This window comes from Subtercola sp. PAMC28395, assembly GCF_018889995.1.
Classification (GTDB): Bacteria; Actinomycetota; Actinomycetes; order Actinomycetales; family Microbacteriaceae; genus Subtercola.
In genome coordinates, this window is the sequence record NZ_CP076547.1 from 2,226,292 (window position 1) to 2,242,321 (window position 16,030).

Sequence of the window (16,030 nt, forward strand, 5' to 3'; positions counted from 1 at the left end):
GAGGTTTCTGCGCTGGCGTGGTTGCACACTGATTCGTCCATCACGAAGGGCATTTGATTCTCATGAGTCATCCAATTGACGGCGGGCTTCACCTTCAGGAAGTCAGGCTACGCCCGTTGTGCCCCTTTCATTGACCAGCGCGAAGTACATTTCGCAGTCTCCGCCAATGTGCACGTAGTGAGTCTGTCAGCACGGGTTGCCGTCTGAGCCGACACACGGTGGAGCTGCACTGTTTTGCGGTTCTGGAGCTAAACCGGGCATTGGCGAAAGCGGGACAGTGAACACGAATGGGGCAGGGTTCGAGTAGATCTTTGTGACCCCCGATGATCCTGAGGATGTTGATCCAGATGATGCAGATCGCTTCCGCGCGTCAGCAGCAGCCTGCTGGGCTGCGACTTGGTCAGCGTTGCTCTGCTGCACGGCCTTCGCTGCCGTTACATAGACACTCAACGCTTCCGTCAGTGCGGCCACGTCGGTTGTTACCTTCGCGGTCGCAGTGGGAGTCGGAGTGTCAGTCGCAGTCGATGTGGCAGTGACAGCATCAGTCCCACTCGCAGTGGCGGACGCCGCGGCGAGTGCCGCGAGTGCAGCCGTGAGCGCATCTTTCGTTCCCTGGTCTGCGCTGGGGTTGCTGGCGATGAGTGCGACACTCGCTGCCGGGACCGAGGTGGCCAGGGCGACGAGTGCAGCCTCGCCAGCAGCGAGTTGAGAGTTCACATCGGCTAGCGTGATGGCAATTTGGTCTGTGCGAGCGCGCGCATCGGAGATCTGCTGGGTGAGCGTGGTCGTCAATTCGGCAAGCTGAGCAGGGCGAAGCGACGCAGGATTCACCTTGGGGGGGGACTACCGACGAGGTCGCTTTTGCCGTTGTGATCGTGTTGCTTGTCTGTTCACTGTCGATCGATGACAGTTGGGCTGTGATGCCCGCTTGCTCGTCGCTCCCGGCATAGCCGTCGGTTTGGGCCACCGTCGAGCCCAGTCCGGTGCGAACGGAACTGAGCGCAGCCGTTGCCGTTTCTAGCTCGGAGAGCGCAGCATCCTGTGCAGTGCCCGCGGCAAGCAGGTCGGACTCGGCCTGCTGCGCTGTCGCGACTGCCCTGTCGTGGACCTCGGCATTGTGGATGACGTTCGCGGTGACGCCCCCAGCGGTTAGAAGCGCAACGACAACAGAGAAGCTGACAAGTCCGATCAACTTGGTGCGGCGTGTAGGGGCCGGAGGCCTGGACGCGACGATGCTCATGATTTCCCCCCGGCATGCAGCGGATTCGCACGCGAATCCCAAGGATAGCTGACCGGGAATCTGGCACTGAATCCGACATCGAACGCGTGCTCGGCACTACCTGTCAAGCCGTCGGCACAGAGCGAGCGAATGCGCCTGCCGGATCGTACGCTGGAAATCATGACAGCACGGAAACAGGCTCGGCCCAGAACACTCCTTATTCTCGGAGCCAGCGGAGACCTCACGAAGCGGCTGCTCCTTCCGGGGATTTCGAGTCTCATCGCAAGCACGGTGCCGGCCGATCGGGAGATGGTCGCAGGCCTTCGCATCGTGGGCTCGGGGCGGTCGAAGCGGAGCCGCAGCGACTGGCAGAAACAGGTGGAGGCCGCGCTCGCCGAGGCGGGTGTGAGGGCAGCGGATGCCCGTGCCCTTGTTGCGGCGGCCGACTATGTTGTTGCAGACCCGACCTCGAAGGACGACCTGAACCAGATCATCGAGGGTATCGATGCTGGCGGTAGCAGCAGCGCCAGCCAGGGCCCCGATGCAGGAGACGTAGCTGGGTTGATCATCTACTTCGCCCTGCCGCCTGCGATTGTACTGACCGTCGCCGATGCTCTGTCGAAACTGAGCGCAACGGCGACCAAGATTCTCGAGACGGCGGTGTTGGCCGTCGAGAAGCCATTCGGATCGGACTCGCGCAGTGCCGCGACCCTCAACCGCCGGCTGCTCAAGGTTGTCTCCGAAGAGCAGATCCACCGGGTCGATCACTTTCTCGGCATGGCTACCGTTCTCAACCTGGTCGGTCTGAGGTTCGTGAACCGTTTGATCGAGCCGATCTGGAACGCAGACAACATCGAGAAGGTCGAGATCGTCTACGACGAAGACCTGGGCCTCGAAGGCCGCGCCGGTTACTACGACACCTCGGGCGCGCTCGTCGACATGCTGCAGTCTCATCTGCTGCAGGTGCTCTCGATCGTGGCGATGGAGGCGCCGGCGAGCATCGACCCCGTCGACTTCCGTGCGGCGACGGCGCAGGTGTTGCGAGCCACCGAGGTCTGGTCAGGGCCCCCGGTGCTCTCCGGAACGACGTTACCGAGCAGGCGCGCGCGATACACCGCTGGAACGGTGGGTGGGGATGCGCGCACCGGGGAGACGGGCCGCGGCAGAAGCATGCCTGCGTACGCGAAGGAGAAGGGTGTCGATCCCTCTCGCGAGACCGAGACCCTCGCCGAGATGGTGGTCGAGGTGAACACGCGCCGGTGGGCGGGCGTGCCGTTCGTACTTCGGTCGGGCAAGGCGATCGGCGTGCCTCGTAAGGAGATCATCCTGACCTTGAAACCCGTGGGGTTCGTGCCGCGTGGATTGACCGGCACTGAGCGACCGGAACGCATCGTGGTGGGGTTGAAGCCGTCGTCGGTCACGCTCGAATTGACCATGAACGGCGATGGAGACCCGTTCGGGCTCGACCGACACGACCTGTCGGCGACACTGGATGCTGCGCCCATCACCGCGTACGGAGAGGTCATGCGGGGTGTGCTCGGCGGCGACCCCACACTCTCGATCAGGGGTGACGTTGCGGAGACGTGCTGGCGTATCGTCGCGCCGGTGCTGAACTCATGGAGGCGGAATGAGGTGCCTCTCGAGGAGTACCGTGCAGGCAGCGAGGGGCCTGCGGCGTGGGGGCGTGACATCACCCCTCACTGAGACTGCGAACGCGCACCAGCGGGCGGGTGCATCGACTCGCAGAGTCGTTGATGATCCGTCATTTTCGGCGTAGTGTTGAGGGTATGTCAGACATGCTGCCCGAACCCCTCGTCACCCAGACGCCGCCGACGATGATCATCGGCCGGGTGACCCGAAAGACGAACAACTCGCTTGTCCTGACGTTCAACGATGGGCCCGCAAGCGCTCCGCTGGCGGTAGCGCAGCAGGGCGGGGCTGACGGGGTCGGTTCGAAGCTCGGTGTTCTCTTCGGTTTCAAGAACGGTGGCTCGGGCCAGCACGTGATGACCATGCGCGACGGCTCGGTGGTCACGGTGGTCACCAGCGGAGGAGACCCCACTCGCATAGTGCGGGGTCCAGGTTCAGGTTCCGGCTCCGGCGCGGGCTCAGCGGGAGAAGCGATTGCCACCGTGGAACGGGGCGACGTCTCGAAGGTGATACTGGCTGACGGAACACACCTCTTCACGATCATTCCCGATCCCGTGGAGCCGAAATCTCCCGAGTTATACAGGCTGCGTGTGGTTGCTGGCGGCTCCGCCGGTGATGCTTCAGGCCTTGCGGGCTTCGCGGGCACTGCCGGTGATTTCGCTGCCGAGTCGGGTCTTGATGTCACGGGTTCAGAGATCGGGCGGCTCGATGTGATCCTGCAACCCAATGCGTGGCGGCTGGGGCTCAACAATCTGGGCCTCGACGGGGTCATCGGCGACCTGGCCGATCTCACGAACATGTCCGGGAGGAGCTCCCTGCCCATTCTCGTCCAGGGAACGCGTCTCATCGTGACCGGTCAGCTGTCCGAGCTACAGCGCGACATTCTCTGCGCCATCTGCGTCGATCTGGCGATCGGTCTCCGTCCGTACGTGAAGGCGATGCGCTGAGCCCGAGATGGGCTGAGTTGACGCTGCGACGCCGCTGCGACGCCGCTCACGCCGCTGACGCCGCTGATGCTGCTGATGCTGCGCTGGCCGTGCAGCATGTCGGGCTGGAATCACCTCAGTTGATGCAGGAGCCTGACGCGTAACTGGTGGTCGGGGCGTCCGTTGCGGGGGCAGACGAGGCCGGGGTGCTCGCGGGAGCGTCGCTTGTCGCTGGAGCAGCCGCGCTGGGGTCCACGGCAGCGAGGCCGTCAGTGCCGAGAATGAGCGTGACGTCAGTGGCGTCCGAAGACTCCTCCAGGGCGGCACCCGGTACATAGGCGGCGAGGGCCTTTGCGTCACCCTCCTTGCCAGGAGCGTACTGAATGGTGGTCGTTGCACGCGTGGCCGCAGAGTCGGGGGTACCGGTCTTGAATCCGAACCCGCCCAGGGCATCGGTGTTCGAGGCCGCCACGCCGTCGGAGTCGCTGGCGTTCAGCACCGTCACCGTGACGTCGCCGACGTTCGAAGCCGTCGCCGAGTCATACGCCGACGGTGCCGACGAAGCTGACCCAGACGAACCGGAGCCGCCTGGGTTGACGATGCCCTGGATGAACGCGGGCATGGCAGCCGTGTCGACCTCGACGATTGAGACATCGTTGCCATCGACGGTGATGGTCGGTGTGCCGGTGATGGGAATGGTGGCCGACGAGATCTTGTCGGCGTTCAGGTTTCGCATCTGCGCTGCGAGATCGATGATGTTCAGCCCGGAGTCGGTCTCGATCGATGAACTGATCGCGTCAAGAACGCTCGCGAGCTTGCCGGGATTCAGCAGGGTGCCGGCCGAGAGGATCTGCCGGGCTTCGACAGAGAGAAAGTACTGCTGCCGCACTTCGCGGTCGAGGTCGCCGCGGGGGAGCCCGTGGCGCTGCCTCACGAATGAGAGAGCCTGCGATGCGTTGAGTTCAGACACACCAGCGGGCAGATTGATTGCAGAGAAGGGGTCGTCAACCGCCTCATTCAGGCACACCTGCACCGGCCCGAGCGCCTGCACGACGTTGTAGAAGCCGAGCAGGGAGACGCGAACGAAATGGTCGATCGTGAGGCCGGTGAGGTTCTGGATGGTCGTGATGAGCAGCTTCGCGCCCCCGGCGTCGCCTCCACCGTTCTCGGTGCCGAGCACGAACGCCGAATTCAGTTTGCCCTTGCCGTTGTCAGGGATGTCGACCCAGGAGTCTCGAGGCAGCGAGATCATGGTTGCCGAGCTGCCATCCGCCGGCAGATGAACGATGATCATCGTGTCGGTCGAGGTGCCGCCGCCATCTTGCTCGGTACCGAGCTGTGCCAGTTGCTCCGGAGTCGCGTTGTCGGGCCGGTGATCGTCGCCGACCAGGAGGATGTTCTGGTCTTTACCGCTGCCGCCGTTGCTCCCGATGCCGTCGATGTGAGTGATCCCGTTGACGAACCTCTGGTAGTTGTAGGCGACGTACCCACCCGTCACCACGACGGCGAGCACCACCACAATGACGATCCACCGGGTCGCGACCTGGCGTCGCCGCCGACGCCGACGCTGCTCGGGCGTGAGCGGCCGGTGCTGGCGGGGTTGCTGATGGGGCGGGGTCACAGTAGTCATCGGGTACGAGCCTAGGCAGATCGAGGTGTGCAGACCCTGAGCGACCCGGCTCTTGGCGGAAAACAGTCAGCCCGATCCTCCAGACCACGCAGTAGATCACGCAGCAGATCACGCAGCAGACCAGCGCAGCAGCCGGGCAACAGATCAGCGCAGCCGCCGGGCACGTCCCTCGGCCGAAGCCACGAATTCCCGGTGCATCTCCGTCTGGGCGAGCGCGGAGATCCTGTTGAAGGCGGGCAGATTCTCCCAGCCCGCCGACCAGCTCACCCGTTCGGCGATCTGCCAGACCGACAGATCTGCGTCTTCGGCAACGATGGCTGCGATTTCACGTGACCGGGCCAGGTGATGCTGTTCAGTATCGAGACGCCGTTCGCCGAGACCGGTGAATCGGTAGCCGTGCCCTGGCAGCGCCTGGAACTCGTCGTACGGCGCAATGCGGTCGAGAGAGTGCAGATAGTCGGCGATCGGGTTCGCCTGCTCAGGGTTTGACTGCTCAGCGTTTGACTGCTTCGGGTGCGTCTGCTTCGGGTGTGACTGCGCCCCAGCCTGCCGGTCCGCATCCGGAGACAGGGGAGCAACTCGTGCGCCGAGCCCGAGCCCCGGGTAGAGGGTGGGGAGAACGTGGTCTCCGGTGAAGATCAGCCTGTGCCGGGCATCCACCAGGCACATGTGGCCGGGCGTGTGACCGGGTGTATGGATGACCAGCAGCTCGTGCCCGGGAATGTCGATCGTTTCGGCGTGAACGACGCCGCGATCGGCTGGTGTCGGCGCAATCGCTGAGCCGAGTCGTGGTGCAGCGAGGAGTTCCGGCCGGCGATCCGCGGGGACGCCCCACGAGTGCAGGAGAATGGCGCGCTCGGGATCGTCTGCCGGGTCACTGCCGCTACTGTTCTGCTGATCGAGAACAGCCTGCTGAGCGAGGACCGCCTGCAGAGCGACGCGCTCGCTCTCGTGCATCACGATCGGGGCACCGGTCGCGGCTCGGAGTCGCGCTGCCATTCCGAGGTGGTCGATGTGCAGGTGTGTGACAATGATCGACTCAATGGCATCGTTTGTCGAGCCGAACGAGGTGAGGGCCGCCCTGAGACGGGCAAAGTTGTCGTCGGAGTCCCACCCGGGGTCGATGATGTGAACGGCCCCGGCAGAGTCGACAATGAAGTAGCTCAGCGTGTACGGCACGTGGCTCGAGGGAATGGGCTGTGGCACCACGAAGACACCGGGTGCCAGTGATCCGGGCTGTGGAAGGGTGCCGCCGAGCGATGATCGGTACTCGTGTTCGCTCACAGGCTGCATCGTGGTCCCAGACTACTCCCGCAGCAATTCGCCTCACTCGGTGCTGAACGGTGCTGAACGGTGGGGAAGGGTGCTGAACGGTGGGGAAGGGCGCCGAAGGACGCGGAAGGACGGGCGGAATAAATCGCGTTGCAGCACGTTGTACTGCATGCAAACGCATGAATATGTAGTCTTGCAACGCAGAAGAGCGAATGGAGAAGCACAATGACGCAGCAGGCTGAGATGACAACAGTGGCCGAGATGACAACGGTGGCCGAGATCGAGTTCGGCCTCGACACCTTCGGTGATGTCACCCAGACGCCAGACGGCCGGCCCGTCTCCCAGGCGCAGGTGATCCGCAACGTCGTCGACGAAGGCGTGCTCGCCGACCAGGTCGGCCTCAGCTTCTTCGGAGTCGGTGAACACCACCGCGAAGACTTCGCAGTGTCTGCCCCCGACGTGGTACTCGCCGCCATCGCTGCACGCACGTCGAGCATCCATCTCGGTTCTGCGGTCACGGTATTGAGCTCTGATGACCCCGTGCGGGTGTTTCAGCGTTTCTCAACGCTCGACGCGATCTCGAACGGCCGTGCAGAGGTGATTCTGGGGCGCGGTTCGTTCACCGAATCGTTCCCGTTGTTCGGTTATGACCTCGCTGACTACGAGCGCCTGTTCGAGGAGAAACTCGAACTGTTCGCTTCGCTCATCACTGAGAAGCCGGTCACGTGGAGCGGCACCACTCGTGCCTCGCTCACCGACCAGTCGGTCTTTCCGCTCACGGAGAGCGGCTCGCTTCGCACCTGGGTCGGTGTGGGCGGAAGCCCGGAATCGGTTGTTCGCACTGCGAGCTATGGCATGCCGATGATGCTCGCGATCATCGGTGGTTCGCCTGTGCGGTTCGCGCCGTATGTCGACCTGTACAAGCAGGCGCTTGCTCAGCTCGAGACACCCCTGCTGCCGATCGGCATGCACTCTCCCGGATTCGTCGCCGACACCGATGTCGATGCACGCAATGAATTCTTCCCGCACTACCAGGCCATGCACGCGCGAATCGGTGCCAGCCGCGGCTGGCCGCCCCTGACGCGGCTGCAGTTCGACGCCGAGGCGAGCCCGGAAGGGGCGCTCTATGTCGGATCACCCGACACGGTCGCTCAGAAGATTGCCCGCAACGTTGCTGCGCTCGGCGTCAACAGGTTCGACATGAAGTACGGAGCGGGAACCCTCTCGCACGAGAGCATGATGAAGAACATCGAGCTGTACGGAACGCGCGTGGTGCCCCAGGTGCGCGAACGCCTCGCTGAACTCGACGCTCAGCCACAGGGTGGGGCGCCGGCTGCAGCGTCATCAGGGGTGACCGTCTAGTTCAGTGCTCCAGAGCGGACTGCCCTGCCCGTTCGGAGGGCAGCCCGACCATCTCGGCACTCAGCTCCCACAGATCGTGGGCCAACAGCGTGTCGTAGGCCCGTTTGTTCGCCTTCTGGATCATCCGCTTCTCGTAGTACTCGCCGCGAACCCAGTCGATGCCGGGTCTCGTGGTGGCGAGCCAGTTCAGGGTGTCTGCGCCGCGGTCTGGAGTGAGCATGAGCCGACCGAGTACAGTGCGGTAGACGAAGCGCAGGTGACTGGTGGAGTCGGCCGCGAAGCTCGTGCCCACGATGCCGGGGTGGAATGCCGCGGTGGCGATCGCCCCGGGTGTTGCAGATTCTGGGCCGGAATCGCGGTACCGGAAGTCGAGCTCCCTGGTGAAGAGGATGTTCGCGAGCTTCGCATTCCCGTACGCGCGGTTCGGCGAGTACTTCTGCCGGGCATCCAGATCAGAGAGGTCGAGGCGCCCATAGAGGCTGTTCGCCACGCTCGCGGTGTTGATCACAATCGCTCTGCTCGCTGACAGACGGTCGATGAGCAGGTTGGTCAGCAGGAACGGCGCGAGGTGATTGACCTGCAGCGTCTTTTCATGGCCGTCGACCGTGTCTTCGCGCTTCGACATGATGCCGCCGGCGTTGTTGGCGAGAACATGGATGACCGGGTAGCGCTCGCGGAGGGTCTGGGCGAGGCTGCGAACGTCGTCGAGGCGGGCGAAGTCGGCGATGACGTAGTCACTCGCGAGCTCGCCGGCGATCGCCCGGGTCTTGCCGGGCGACCGGCCCACGATCACGACGTTGTCGCCGCGCCGTGTGAGGAATCGTGCTGCGGCCGCGCCGATGCCGTCGCTCGCGCCCGTGATGACCACGGTTCGCGGGGTGAGCGATCCGGGTGTCGCTTCGGGCACGCTCAATTCACTGCCAGCGGATGACTGCCGCCCCGGCCGGCCTCACCCTGGTCGAGCCCGGCTATCGCGCTGAGCTCGGCATCGGTGAGTTCGAAGTCGAACACGTCGAAGTTCTCGGCCATCCGGTCTCGGTTGTTCGACTTCGGAATGACGATGGTGCCCAGCTGCAGGTGCCACCGGAGGATGACCTGGGGCACAGTCTTTCCGTGTGCCTCGGCGATCGCGAGCAACTCGGTCGAGGAGTTGATCCGGCCCTGGCCGAGGGGACCCCAGGCCTCTGTTGCAATGCCGTGGGCCTCGTGGAAGGCGCGCAGCTCGGTCTGCTGGAGATCGACGTGCAACTCGATCTGGTTGACGGCAGGAACGATCGACGTCTCGGCGAGAAGGGTTTCGAGGTGCGGGATCATGAAGTTCGAGACGCCGATCGCCTTCGCCCGGCCCGTGGCGTTGATCGCCTCGAGACTCTTCCAGGCTTTGACGAAGGTGCCGTTCGCCGGCGTCGGCCAGTGGATCAGGTAGAGGTCGACGTAGTCGAGCTTCAGGCGGGCGAGACTCTTCTCAAAGGCGGATGCGGCGCTGTTCTGATCGGTGTTCCAGAGCTTGGTGGTGATGAAGAGTTCGTCTCTCGGGATGCCGGACTCGGCAATGGCGTGACCGACCCCCTCTTCGTTGCGGTAGATGGCAGCGGTGTCGAGGTGACGGTATCCGACCTCCAGTGCATCGGTGACGATGCGGCTCGTCTTGTCGGGGTCGACCTTGAACACCCCGAATCCCAGCTGGGGAATGTCGGTGCCGTTGTTCAGCGGGTAGGTGGGAACAGCGGAGGTGGGAACAGCGGAGTTGGGAACAGCAGAGTTGGCAGCGCTTGTCGTCATGTTTCAAGCTTAGGCAGCTATCGTCTGTCTGTACGAGTTGTGCGTGCCTGCTGTGAAGCCAGTGCCGCGATATCCCGGTTGCCGTGATATCCCTGTTGAGAAGTGAGTTGAGTCCCAGCGATGCCCGAGAGCCCGGCAGCCCAGAGCGCCTACGACGTACTCGGTGTGAGCCCGACGTCGACGGAAGACGAGCTCCGTCGCGCCTACCGGCTGCGACTGCGCGAGACACACCCCGACACCGGCGGAAGCGCCACGCAGTTTCAGGCTGTCCAAGTAGCGTGGAGCCGCATCGGCACAGCCGCCGACCGTGCGATCTACGACGCAGGTTCCGGCAACCGTTTCGACCGATCTGGTGGCGAAACGGGGGCTGGACGGGGCTCTGGTTCAGGCGGAGGTGCGGGCTCGGGGATGGGTAGCCGAGCATCCGGTGCCTCGCAGGGCACACCGTCGACCCTGAAAGCGCGATCGTTCGGGCACCCCGGCGGAGACGAGCGTGTGCACTACCTCACGCTGATGCGCGAATGGGTCGGTAGGGGAGTTGAACTGAAGGACCCGTACGACCCGGCATTGGTGCGGTCGGCCCCGCGGGAGATTCGCCGCTGGCTCGCCAAAGCCATCGCCGAGGAGGAGACGGCACGGATCGTCTCGACGATGGGCATCGGGTTCACAGTCTGGAACAACGTGCTGGTCGGTCGGACCGGCGAGAACATCGACCATGTGGTACTGGGGCCGGCGGGACTGTTCGCAATCGCCTCGCATGACTGGGGGAGTGAGGTGCGCCTGTCGAAGTCCGAACTCGTCGGTGACGACATCGCCGACGACGAAGAGCCTCTCAGGAACCTGGGCCAGAGCTCACGGATGCTCTCGAAGTCGCTCGGCGTGAAATTCACCGCTCTCGTGGTGGTCGTGCCCGACGAAGATCTGGCAGTGGGGTACGCCCAGGTCGAGCGCGGGCGTATCGCCGGAGCGGTCGTCGTACGCCGTTCTGTTCTGCCGCAGTTGCTGCGGAACGGGGTCTCCGGCGTTGTTCCGGGCGGGCGTGGCGGGCCGGAGCGGGCGAGCGTTGACCGCATCTTCGAGTTGCGCTCGCGACTGCAGGATTCCATCCGCTTCGTCTAGTCGCTTCGTCCAGTCGTTTCGTGTACTTGCTTCGTGTACTCGCTTCGCGCCGCATCCTGGGGCACCTCAACAGAACCTGAAAGTTCGCGTCACGATGTGACAAATTGGTAACGAACGCATAACCTCGAGGAGTCGCTTCTTTCACCCGAAGAGAGAAACGACGGGTACGGCTGCCCTTTTCGCCGTTCCCGCGTGTGCCGGTGAGACCCACCTCGCGCGCAGCACCATCGCACCGCCATGCACCAGGAGACATCTACACGTGACTGATTCGAGCGAAATACCAGAAGGCCTCAGGCATCTGGTACCAACAACTCGAATCGATGCTCCCAGTGATGCGATCCCTGCTCTCAGGGCCACTGATGCCGGAATGACGGTGAGCCGCAGAGAACTCCGCATGCGTGAACTCGCCCACTCCGTGACGGCGGCGCCGATTGCTCCGGCCGGTGCGCCCGCAGCCGAGACGCGGCGTGAACGTCGAATGCGCGAGCTGGCGGGTATGTCGGCAGCGGCTTCGGCTCTCTCTGAGGCACCCGCCGCTGCGACTCCGGTGACTGCGATTTCGGTGCCCGAGATTCTTGCAACCGAGATTCCCGCAACTGCACGAGCTCTTCCACGAGCGGCGACTTTCGCAGTGCCCACGGCTTCAGTACCCACGGCTTCAGTACCGACAGATTCTGCGCCGACAGTTGCCGTGCCGACAGCTGCGGTAGCCACGGCCGCCGTGCCGACCGTCAGCGTGTCGATCTCGGCAGCGCCGATCGCCTCGATGCCGACAGCGACAGCAGCTGCATCCGCCGCCGCGCCCCGGATCGAGAGACTGACTGGCGCGACAGAGCCCCGCCGGGCTGGAGCGTCCATTCGCCACACTGCCCCGGGGCCGGCGGCCCGGCCCAATCACAAGCATCGCGGTGCCGGTCCACGGGATCGCAAGCGCACAATCGCGAGCACCGTCGTCATGGTGGCAACGGCCGGTCTGGTCGCCACCCTGGCACTTCCGGCCTACGCCTACTCGGATTCGAATTCCGTGACCAATGCCAACCTCTCTGCGTCGAGCCAGCTCGGTATCCAGAGCCTCACCGTCTCCGGTATCAACGGCCAGACGTCGCTTCGCGACGGGTACACGACAACCGGCGACATTGCCGCCATGGATTCCACCACAGGTTCCACCGTTTCTCCCACAGTGCAGGCGCTGGCGGCCGAACTGGTCGCCGATGTGGCTGCCGGCAAGCTGGTCGGTTCGGTTCCTGATCACATCAAGGAGATCCGCAACCTCGCGAACGGTCAGGCTGTCAACGGCTGCGGGGTTGACTACCGTGTGCTTCAGACCATCAAAGTGGCCGTGGACAACTTCAGCAAGGTCGGCGTGAGTGACATCAATCGCCACTGCACGGGCCAGATCGAGGGGGCGGGCACAGCGTCGTCCCACTATGCCAACGGTGGCGGTCACGCGGTCGACTTCTACATTCTGAACGGTCACGGACTCACCGGCGCAGATGCCGACTCGCTCAAGCTCATCCGGCTTCTCGACCCGCTCGTTCCTGCCGGCACGAATGTCGGCCAGGCCGAATGCGGCCGTTCGATCTCGTTGAGCAACATGGTGCAGTTCGACGACACCTGCACCCACCTTCACATCGACTTCGGTGCTGCCCGAGGCGTGAGCCTCGGCAATTAGCGCAGGCGTGAGCCTCGGCAACTAGCGCAGGCGTGAGCCTCGGCAACTAGCGCAGGCGTGAGCCTCAGCAACTAGCGCAGGCGTGAGCCTCAGCAATTAGCGCAGGCGTGAGCCTCGGCAACTAGCGCAGCCGTCAGGTGGTTCAGGCGTGAGCCTCAGCAGCTGTCGTCAGCACCTCACCCTCAGAGCCAGGTTCAAACCGCACTCCACTCACCTGAGGCCTCCGGGGACAGGCTGGGGGCACTGCCTGTTGATGGCCGCCCACTCCGATTCGGGCATGTTCTGACTGAGCGTCGCGAGGTCTGACCCCGCGACGGCGGACCACGGGTGAGTGTCGTACTCGTCGAGGAATGTCTGGAGGGTCGGCGGTTCACCGACGGTGTACCCGTGATTCTGAAGGCACGTTCGTTCGGCGAGTTCGGCTTCGTAGAGCAGATTCTTCTGCCGGGCATCGACAGGGAATTCGGCCGTGACAACCTGGTTGCACTGCCAGGTGTCTTTCACGTAGAGCTCATACTGTTCGGCGGGGATCGTGGCGCTCGACGCTTCGATTGCCCCGTCGTCGGTCACGGTAACCTGCCAACCGTGTTCGGTGAGGCAGTGGTAGAGCGCATCGATGACCGGTGAGCCACTGATGGTCAGTCTTGTCGGATCATGAATGACCGGTACGGGCTCTGACGGCGACAGCGCGGGCGCTGTGCTCGCGCAGCCCGTCAGGATGGCGACAGCAGCGAGCACTGCGGCGCCGGTGAGCGTTAGGGAGCCGGTGAGCACTGCATTACCGGCAGGGCGAAGCGCTCTGCTGGGTTGCCTGGCGACGCGCCGATCGGATGATTGTGGCGGAAAAGCATGAGGCATATAGTGAGGATTCATCACCACCAGAATCCCACTGAATTCACCCACCGTCAACCCTCTGCCTAGCCCTGGCTTATTCCGCAGGACGGTCGTCGGGAGCGCTGTGGCGCGGCCAGCAGTGGGCAACGAAAGGAACAACAATGAAGATCATTCCAGGCGCTCTAGCGGTGCTTGCCATCACTGGCACCGTGGTGCTCTGCGGCGCTGCGGGCGCGAACGCGAACTCGGCGAATTTCGGCTCGCAGGTGTGCGGATTCGGTGGTCCGTCGGCAGCCTCGACCGCCTATGTGAACGGCACGAGCATCCATCATCACCAGGCCAACGCGGTCGACTGGTCGAGTCGCACCTTCGGGGCGGGATTTCACCGCTTCTCCTCGGGAAATGGGGTCGTCACGATGCAGATCAGTTTTCCCACCGGCACGGAGACGGGCTACGCATTCTCGTGCGCAGACGGGTCGTTCTGAGGCCTGGTGTCTGCGCACACCGCTGGGGAGATCGCACGAGCGACCCACCCGATGATCAGTTTGCCTGAACAAGCATCACGAATGATGAGCGTGAATGAGAGCGGGAATGACGACCAGGAATGACGGGCCTTTCGAGACACTGGCTGATGCCACGACCAGCGCGCGGCGAAGCCCCGTCGGCCGGGCTCACGCGCTGCAGCTGGCCTGTGCAGAAGCGGGCGTTTCGCTCGGCCGGTTCGACAGGCGGGTACTCGACGAGGTCAGCGCCTTCGATACGGAGGTGGTGTGGGTCCTGGCGGCCATCATCCGCAGGGCAGGGGGGTCAAACTCATGAGTTACCGCACCGCTCGGGCAGCACGCCCGTGGGCCCTCGTGGCGATCGCCGTCGTCGGTCTCGCGGGTGCGTGCTCGGTCACTGCCTGGGCAGCTGTGACAGTCGCAGCGCCCGTAGACGCGGGCCCCGCGCAGGCAGGGTATGCCATTGCCGATGCTGTTGAGGGTGAAGTGAGCGCTCACCTCACCCTCAACGTCTCTGCCTCGTGGCCTACCTCGCTCCTTGGTGTGAATCGAGCTGAGGGCATCGTCACAACGGTCGATCTTGTTCCCGGCCAGCCGGTTGCCCAGGGTACGCAGGTGTATTCGGTGAATCTCCGGCCGGTCGTCGTGGCCTCGGGCGACGTGCCGGCCTTCCGGATGATCGCAAGAGGCTCGCGCGGAGCCGATGTTTCCCAGCTTCAGGAGATGTTGCGTGCGGAAGGATTCTTCGACGCAGAACCTGACGGTTTCGCAGGAGCAGGCACCGTCGAGGCCGTCTCCCTGTGGCAGTCGTCTCTTGGTCTCGTGCCGACCGGCGAGGTGCTGCCCGCAGATGTCATCTTCGTTCCCAATCTTCCTGGTCGACTCGCGGTCAGGGCTGAGACCGTTTTTCGAGGGGTCACCCTGGTCGGCGGCGAGCAGGTCCTTCTCGGTCTCGGAGATGCGCCACAGTTCACGCTCCCGGTGAGTGAGGCACAATCCGCCACCATACCGAAGTCGAGCGGTGTGGAGATCGATGACGGGGGGCGCACCTGGCACGGTATTGTCGGCGACCGAACATCTCCTGAATCCGGTTCAGTGACCCTTTCGGTCATTCCGCCTGACGGCAGTGCTGAGGTGTGCGGCACCGAGTGTGACGTGGTGGCACTCGATGGGCAGACACTTCTCACCTCGCGCGTTGTCATTGTGCCCGCCGTCACCGGCACCGTCGTTCCGTCTGCAGCGCTGCAGACCGATGCCCAGCAGGCACTCTCGGTTGTCGACGAATCCGGGGTGGCTCACCCCGTCACTGTGCGTGCACAGGCCCACGGGCAGTCAGTGGTGACGGGCATCACGCCCGGACTCGCGATTCGTATTCCCGAAGTGGCGCCGCAGTGACCGGCCGCATGCTCGAAACCAGGGAACTCGGGTTCGGCTATGACCAGAGGTCGTCCCTCTTCGACGGGTACACCGAGTCCTTCGCAGCAGGAGAGATGGTGGCTCTCACCGGCTGCTCCGGCCGCGGCAAATCGACCCTCCTGTACCTGCTCGGACTCATGATGAAACCCGACCGGGGCGCCGTCGTTATCAACGGCGCCGACGCCTCCTCGCTCGGAGACGCGGCACGGGCACACCTTCGAGCCGATCTGATCGGCTTCGTCTTCCAGGACGCGTGCCTGGATTCGACGCGGACGATTATCGACAATGTGCTGGAGACGTGCCTCTATCGCTCTCAACCGCGATCCGCGGCCCGGAGCAGGGCGCTGGCCCTTCTGGAGTCCTTCGGTGTCGAGAGCCACGCTGAATCGAGGCCGGCACGGCTCTCGGGTGGCCAGGCCGGGCGCATAGCACTCTGCCGGGCACTCCTGAATGATCCGGCGATCATCCTGGCAGACGAGCCGACGGGTAATCTCGACGATGCTTCTGCGGCGATTGTGACCGAAGCGTTCCGTGCGCGAGCAGCTGCAGGCGCGATCGTCGTCGTCGCCACCCACGACTCGACGCTCGTCGCACTCTGCGACCGCCACGTCGTGCTGTGAGGCGAGCCGTGAGACCAGCGTCCAC

14 protein-coding genes are annotated in these 16,030 nt (G+C 64.1%); 9 read left to right on the forward strand and 5 right to left on the reverse strand.

The window, feature by feature from the left end; translation table 11 throughout:
- The first annotated feature begins 1,399 nt into the window (after window positions 1–1,399).
- Window positions 1,400–2,923 (forward strand): glucose-6-phosphate dehydrogenase, encoded by a 1,524-nt coding sequence (locus KPL76_RS10300; RefSeq protein ID WP_216333066.1) that lies wholly within the window; start codon window positions 1,400–1,402, stop codon window positions 2,921–2,923.
- Window positions 2,924–3,006: 83 nt separating this feature from the next.
- A complete protein-coding gene (locus tag KPL76_RS10305) occupies window positions 3,007–3,816 on the forward strand; it encodes a hypothetical protein (protein WP_216333068.1) in 810 nt (269 codons plus the stop codon).
- 115 nt (window positions 3,817–3,931) lie between these two features.
- Here the strand turns inward: KPL76_RS10305 and KPL76_RS10310 are convergent, their stop codons facing one another.
- Together KPL76_RS10310 and KPL76_RS10315 are read right to left on the reverse strand one after the other, a co-directional pair.
- Entirely contained in the window at window positions 3,932–5,425 is a 1,494-nt protein-coding gene (locus tag KPL76_RS10310; protein ID WP_216333070.1) for an LCP family protein, read from the reverse strand.
- A 144-nt stretch (window positions 5,426–5,569) separates the two neighbouring features.
- Window positions 5,570–6,709, reverse strand: a complete 1,140-nt coding sequence (locus tag KPL76_RS10315; protein WP_216333072.1) for an MBL fold metallo-hydrolase — start codon at window positions 6,707–6,709, stop codon at window positions 5,570–5,572.
- A 213-nt stretch (window positions 6,710–6,922) separates the two neighbouring features.
- On the opposite strand from KPL76_RS10315, the gene KPL76_RS10320 reads away from it, so the two are divergent.
- Complete coding sequence (locus tag KPL76_RS10320; RefSeq protein WP_253202000.1) at window positions 6,923–8,059, forward strand: LLM class flavin-dependent oxidoreductase; 1,137 nt, start codon at window positions 6,923–6,925, stop codon at window positions 8,057–8,059.
- 1 nt (window position 8,060) lies between these two features.
- Here the strand turns inward: KPL76_RS10320 and KPL76_RS10325 are convergent, their stop codons facing one another.
- Window positions 8,061–8,966: an SDR family NAD(P)-dependent oxidoreductase gene (locus KPL76_RS10325; RefSeq protein ID WP_216333074.1), complete on the reverse strand. Its 906-nt coding sequence runs from the start codon at window positions 8,964–8,966 to the stop codon at window positions 8,061–8,063.
- Window positions 8,967–8,968: 2 nt separating this feature from the next.
- Complete coding sequence (locus KPL76_RS10330; protein WP_216333075.1) at window positions 8,969–9,841, reverse strand: aldo/keto reductase; 873 nt, start codon at window positions 9,839–9,841, stop codon at window positions 8,969–8,971.
- A gap of 120 nt (window positions 9,842–9,961) precedes the next feature.
- On the opposite strand from KPL76_RS10330, the gene KPL76_RS10335 reads away from it, so the two are divergent.
- Together KPL76_RS10335 and KPL76_RS10340 are read left to right on the forward strand one after the other, a co-directional pair.
- On the forward strand, window positions 9,962–10,960 hold the full coding sequence (locus tag KPL76_RS10335; RefSeq protein WP_216333077.1) for a DnaJ domain-containing protein: 999 nt from the start codon (window positions 9,962–9,964) through the stop codon (window positions 10,958–10,960).
- Window positions 10,961–11,327: 367 nt separating this feature from the next.
- A complete protein-coding gene (locus KPL76_RS10340) occupies window positions 11,328–12,632 on the forward strand; it encodes a hypothetical protein (RefSeq protein WP_216333079.1) in 1,305 nt (434 codons plus the stop codon).
- Between the two features lie 210 nt (window positions 12,633–12,842).
- On the opposite strand, the gene KPL76_RS10345 is transcribed toward KPL76_RS10340, so the two are convergent.
- Window positions 12,843–13,406 carry a hypothetical protein gene (locus KPL76_RS10345; protein WP_216333081.1) on the reverse strand — a complete coding sequence of 188 codons (564 nt, stop codon included), beginning with the start codon at window positions 13,404–13,406 and terminating at the stop codon, window positions 12,843–12,845.
- A gap of 221 nt (window positions 13,407–13,627) precedes the next feature.
- Between KPL76_RS10345 and KPL76_RS10350 the strand changes: the two genes are divergently transcribed.
- From KPL76_RS10350 to KPL76_RS10365, 4 genes are all read left to right on the forward strand, one after another.
- Entirely contained in the window at window positions 13,628–13,951 is a 324-nt protein-coding gene (locus KPL76_RS10350) for a hypothetical protein (protein WP_216333083.1), read from the forward strand.
- A 106-nt stretch (window positions 13,952–14,057) separates the two neighbouring features.
- The gene (locus tag KPL76_RS10355) at window positions 14,058–14,285 is read left to right on the forward strand and encodes a hypothetical protein (RefSeq protein ID WP_216333086.1); all 228 of its coding nucleotides are present in this window, start codon (window positions 14,058–14,060) and stop codon (window positions 14,283–14,285) included.
- On the forward strand, window positions 14,282–15,364 hold the full coding sequence (locus tag KPL76_RS10360; protein WP_216333088.1) for a peptidoglycan-binding protein: 1,083 nt from the start codon (window positions 14,282–14,284) through the stop codon (window positions 15,362–15,364). The genes KPL76_RS10355 and KPL76_RS10360 overlap by 4 nt, the downstream gene beginning before the upstream one ends.
- Window positions 15,361–16,005, forward strand: coding sequence for an ABC transporter ATP-binding protein (locus KPL76_RS10365; RefSeq protein ID WP_253202001.1), 645 nt, complete (start codon window positions 15,361–15,363; stop codon window positions 16,003–16,005). The genes KPL76_RS10360 and KPL76_RS10365 overlap by 4 nt, the downstream gene beginning before the upstream one ends.
- Window positions 16,006–16,030: the final 25 nt, after the last annotated feature.